Source organism: Microcystis sp. M53598_WE2 (assembly GCF_030067735.1).
Taxonomy (GTDB): domain Bacteria; phylum Cyanobacteriota; class Cyanobacteriia; order Cyanobacteriales; family Microcystaceae; genus Microcystis; species Microcystis aeruginosa.
Map to the genome: position 1 here is coordinate 1 of NZ_JASJFE010000109.1, position 5,254 is coordinate 5,254.

Annotated in this window: 4 protein-coding genes; all 4 read left to right on the forward strand. The window is 47.3% G+C overall.

Going from position 1 to position 5,254, the window contains the following annotated elements; all coding sequences use genetic code 11:
* Positions 1-168 precede the first annotated feature (168 nt).
* Positions 169-1,917 (forward strand): ribonuclease J, encoded by a 1,749-nt coding sequence (locus tag PX636_RS02565; RefSeq protein ID WP_288116138.1) that lies wholly within the window; start codon positions 169-171, stop codon positions 1,915-1,917.
* Positions 1,918-2,080: 163 nt separating this feature from the next.
* Positions 2,081-2,851, forward strand: coding sequence for a nickel pincer cofactor biosynthesis protein LarB (gene larB, locus PX636_RS02570; protein ID WP_104395804.1), 771 nt, complete (start codon positions 2,081-2,083; stop codon positions 2,849-2,851).
* Between the two features lie 73 nt (positions 2,852-2,924).
* On the forward strand, positions 2,925-4,835 hold the full coding sequence (dxs, locus tag PX636_RS02575) for a 1-deoxy-D-xylulose-5-phosphate synthase (protein ID WP_002803695.1): 1,911 nt from the start codon (positions 2,925-2,927) through the stop codon (positions 4,833-4,835).
* Positions 4,836-5,136: 301 nt separating this feature from the next.
* Positions 5,137-5,254, forward strand: a 118-nt coding sequence (locus PX636_RS02580; protein ID WP_287713118.1) for a helix-turn-helix domain-containing protein, incomplete at its 3' end; no start/stop codon positions are given.

Consider the following 5,254-nt stretch of genomic DNA (forward strand, 5'->3'; position numbering starts at 1 on the left):
AGAAGAAAAGAAATATAGTTTAGAACTGCTAGGAAGTATTGATACTAAGTGAGTTTAGCTAGGTGTTATTTACCTAGTTCGACTTATTCTAACTATTCATTTTTTGAGATTTCCCGTCCAAAAAAACCACCTGAAAAATCACCATAACTTACCATCAAAGGACACCTAATGAATCAAGATAAAACCCAAGCAAAACTAAAGATCATTCCCCTAGGAGGACTACACGAAATCGGCAAAAACACCTGTGTTTTTGAGTACGATGATGAGATTATTCTCTTGGATGCCGGTTTAGCTTTTCCTTCCGATGATATGCACGGGGTCAATGTAGTGCTTCCCGATATGACTTATCTAAGAGAAAATCGCCATAAAATTAAGGGTATGATCGTCACCCACGGTCACGAAGATCATATCGGTGGCATTCCCTACCATCTCAAACAATTTGATGTGCCAATTATCTACGGTCCGCGCCTAGCGATGGCTTTATTGCGGGATAAATTGGAAGAAGCAGGATTAGCAAATCGTACCAAATTAGAAACCGTTGCTCCTCGGCAAATGGTGCGTTTAGGTAAATCTTTCATGGTGGAATATATCCGCAATACCCACTCGATCGCCGATAGTTTTTGTGTAGCAATTCACACTCCTTTAGGGGTAGTTATTCACACGGGAGATTTTAAAATTGACCATACTCCCGTGGATGGCGAATTTTTTGATCTACAAAAAATTGCCGAACATGGCGAGAAAGGGGTGCTATGTTTATTGAGTGATTCCACTAACGCAGAAGTACCCGGTTATACTCCTTCGGAAGCTTCCGTTTATCCCGGTTTAGAGCGGGTTTTTAACCAAGCAACGGGACGGATTATGATCACTACCTTTGCCTCTTCGGTGCATCGGATTAATCTGGTGTTGAAATTGGCCCAGAAATTTAACCGGAAAGTGGTGGTAGTGGGTCGATCGATGTTAAATGTCATCGCTCATGCGCGTAATTTGGGGTATATAAAATGTCCCGATGATCTGTTTGAACCCTTGAAAGCGACCCGCAATTTAGCCGATGATAAAATCGTCATTTTAACCACAGGCTCCCAGGGGGAACCTTTAGCGGCCATGACGCGGATTTCTAAGGGTGAACATCCTCATATTCGCGTGCGTCAGGGGGATACGATTGTCTTTTCCGCTAATCCGATTCCGGGTAATACGATCGCTGTGGTCAATACAATTGATCGCCTGATGATGCAGGGTGCTAACGTAGTTTACGGACGCGATAAGGGAATTCACGTTTCCGGCCATGGTTCCCAAGAAGACCATAAATTGATGCTATCTTTGACCCGGCCGAAGTTTTTTGTGCCAGTGCATGGAGAACACCGAATGCTGGTCAAACACGCTCAGATGGCCCAAAGTATGGGTATTCCCGCCGAAAATATGGTAATTGTCAAAAATGGTGACACGATCGAGTTAACTGGCGATCGCATTGCCATCGGCGCGCCAGTGCCTTCGGGAATCGAGTTAGTCGATCAAGCGGGTGTGGTCCACGAACACATTATGCAGGAAAGACAACAGTTAGCCGAAGATGGTGTGATTACGATCGCAACCTTCGTTAACGGGGAGGGACAATTAAGCGCACCCCCAGAGATTAATTTGCGCGGTGTGGTGACAAAAGTGGAAATCTCGCTGCTGAATCAGCTAATTATTCGGGCGATCGAACGCTGTTTAAGCGATCGCATCGGTGAATTTAAAACCGCCACGGGGGCCACGGATTGGGCCGGTTTGCGGGCCGAAATCGAGACGACTTTGCAACGTTTAATCAAACGGGAGTTACAGAGTCAACCCCTAGTGATTTTCCTCCTGCAAGCGGCGGCAACGGAACCAGCGAACAATCGTACTTATCGCCGCCGTCGTCCCGCAGCTACCATGGCCTCCTAATAGCAGTGAGCAGTGAGCAGTAATCAGTGATCAGTAAACAGTGAAAAGAAATCTCGGAACTTGCCACTTAATATTGTTCACTGAAAACTCAAATCTGATGACTGATAGCTGAAAACTGATAACTGATAACTGATAACTGATAACTGATAACTGATAACTGACCATGTTCCATGCTGCCGATTTGCGATCGCTGCTGACCGCCGTTGCCAGAGGAGAAATTAACCCGGAGACAGCCTTAGATAAACTTAAACATCTGGCCTTTGAACCGGTGGAAGACTTCGCTAAAATTGACCATCATCGTCAATTAAGAACGGGATTTCCGGAGGTTATCTGGGGGCCGGGTAAAACCACCGCTCAAATCGCCCAAATTATCGGTGTTTTGCGTCAAAATAGTCCCGTGGTTATGGCCACCCGCATTGAAGCAGAGATAGCAGCCCAGCTACAGGAACAGGTGACAGACTTAGTTTATTATCCCTTAGCCCGCATCTGTGCCATTGCCGCAGCTGCCCCAGAAAATCCCCCAAAAGGGATAATTTCCATCCTAACGGCGGGAACTGCCGATATTCCCGTAGCGGAGGAGGCGGCGGTTACTGCTCAATTATGCGGTTTTTCCGTGCAGCGTCTCTGGGATGTGGGAGTAGCGGGAATTCATCGCCTCTTGAATCATCGCCATCTACTGGATGCTGCCGATGTGTTAATTGTTGTTGCGGGAATGGAAGGAGCCTTACCAAGTGTGGTAGCGGGATTAGTCGATCGCCCGGTGATCGCCGTTCCCACCAGTATCGGTTACGGAACCAGTTTCGGTGGTATTGCTCCTTTGTTAACTATGCTCAATTCCTGCGCGGTCGGTATCGGTGTGGTTAATATCGATAATGGTTTTGGGGCTGCCATGTTAGCCGGCCAAATTTTACGCACGGCGGCCAGATTAGCCTAGATTTTCCCTCATCTCAGGCTGAAAATCCTATACAGTTGGTATAGGGATAAACTACTTTGAAAAAGAAGCCGATATGCACCTAAGTGAAATTACTCATCCCAACCAGTTACATGGTTTATCACTCCGTCAATTAGAAGATATTGCCCGTCAGATTCGCGAAAAACACCTCCAGACGATCGCCGCTACCGGTGGACATTTGGGACCGGGGTTAGGAGTCGTAGAACTAACGATCGCCCTTTACCAGACCCTCGATCTCGATCGAGATAAAGTCCTTTGGGACGTGGGACACCAAGCTTATCCGCATAAACTCCTCACCGGTCGCTATAACGATTTTCACACCCTGCGCCAAAAAAACGGCGTTGCGGGCTATCTAAAACGTTGCGAGAGCAAATTTGACCATTTTGGGGCTGGACACGCCTCTACGAGCATTTCTGCGGGGTTAGGAATGGCTTTAGCCCGGGATGCCAAGGGGGAAGATTTCAAGGTGGTATCGATCATCGGGGATGGCGCTTTAACCGGGGGTATGGCCCTAGAGGCGATTAACCATGCTGGACATTTACCGAACACCAACATCATGGTTATCCTCAACGATAACGAGATGTCCATTTCCCCCAACGTCGGGGCAATTTCCCGCTATCTCAATAAAGTTCGTCTAAGCGAACCCGTCCAGTTTATCGCCGATAATCTCGAAGAACAATTTAAAAATCTACCCTTCTTCGGGGATTCCCTCACTCCCGAAATGGAACGAGTCAAAGAAGGGATGAAACGGTTAGCAGTTCCCAAGGTTGGCGCGGTCATCGAAGAATTGGGCTTTAAATATTTTGGCCCGATTGATGGTCATAATATTCCCGAATTAATCGCCACTTTTAAACAGGCCCATAAGGTCCACGGACCGGTTTTCGTCCACGTTGCCACCGTTAAAGGCAAAGGCTACGAATGGGCCGAAAAAGATCAAGTGGGTTATCATGCCCAAAATCCCTTTAATTTAGCCACGGGTAAACCGATTCCCTCCAGTAAACCGAAACCCCCCGCTTATTCTAAAGTTTTCGGGCATACTCTCACTAAATTAGCGGAAAATGACCCGCGCATTATCGGTATCACCGCCGCCATGGCTACTGGGACGGGATTAGACAAATTTCAAGCAAAACTGCCGAAACAGTACATCGATGTGGGAATTGCCGAACAACACGCCGTTACTCTCGCTGGTGGTCTTGCTTGCGAAGGAATGCGCCCGGTTGTCACTATTTACTCTACTTTCCTGCAGCGGGCTTTTGATCAGATTATTCACGATATCTGCATTCAAAATCTACCGGTTTTCTTCTGCATGGACCGGGCCGGTATTGTCGGGGCCGATGGACCGACCCACCAAGGGATGTACGATATCGCCTACCTGCGTTGTATCCCCAATATGACCATTATGGCCCCCAAAGATGAGGCGGAACTGCAAAGAATGGTGGTGACGGGGATTAATCATACCAGCGGCCCCATTGCCATGCGTTACCCCCGGGGCAACGGTTTAGGGGTTCCCCTGATGGAAGAGGGTTGGGAAGCTTTACCCATCGGTAAGGGCGAAATTCTCCGCAGTGGCGATGATATTCTCCTGTTGGGATACGGCACGATGGTCAACACTTCCCTACAGGTGGCCGAAATCCTCAGCGAACACGGCATCGAAGCCACAGTGGTTAATGCTCGTTTTGTCAAGCCCCTTGATACAGAACTTATCTTTCCCCTTGCCCAACGTCTTGGTAAAGTGGTGACTTTAGAAGAAGGTTGTTTGATGGGTGGTTTTGGTTCTGCGGTTTTGGAAGCTTTACAGGATGCTAATATTCTAGTTCCGGTCAAGCGTTTCGGGGTTCCCGATAAATTAGTGGACCACGCAACACCAGAGGAATCCTTCGCTGATTTGGGTTTAACCAGTCCCCAGATTGCCCAACAGGTTTTAGCGGCATTTTTTAGCCAAAAACAAACCGCTAACGTCGGTTAAAATCTCAAGATTAGCTTGGCCAGTTTTCCCGAAAAATTAGGGAAGACTGGCTTTTTTGGTCTAGATAGTCAATGAAGACTGCCGGCAATAAATAGTGAGGGGAACGAACCACAGAGACACAAAGATCGATGGGTACTATATAAGTCAAACTTATCACACAAAGAATAAGAGAGTCCAGTAGCTTTAAGAGCATCAGCCATGAGTTGGTCATCGAAAATTTGGGTCTGAAACCCCGTCGTTCTACGACGGCTTTACTGTTAAATATTAGAACATTTACGAAATATATGCTAGAATGTGAGACATGGAAAAAGCCTACTCGTTCCGATTTTACCCCACACCCGAACAAGAGTCGCTATTGCGGCGCACTTTGGGCTGTGTAAGATTGGTTTACAATAAGGCACTCCATCTCAGAACACAAG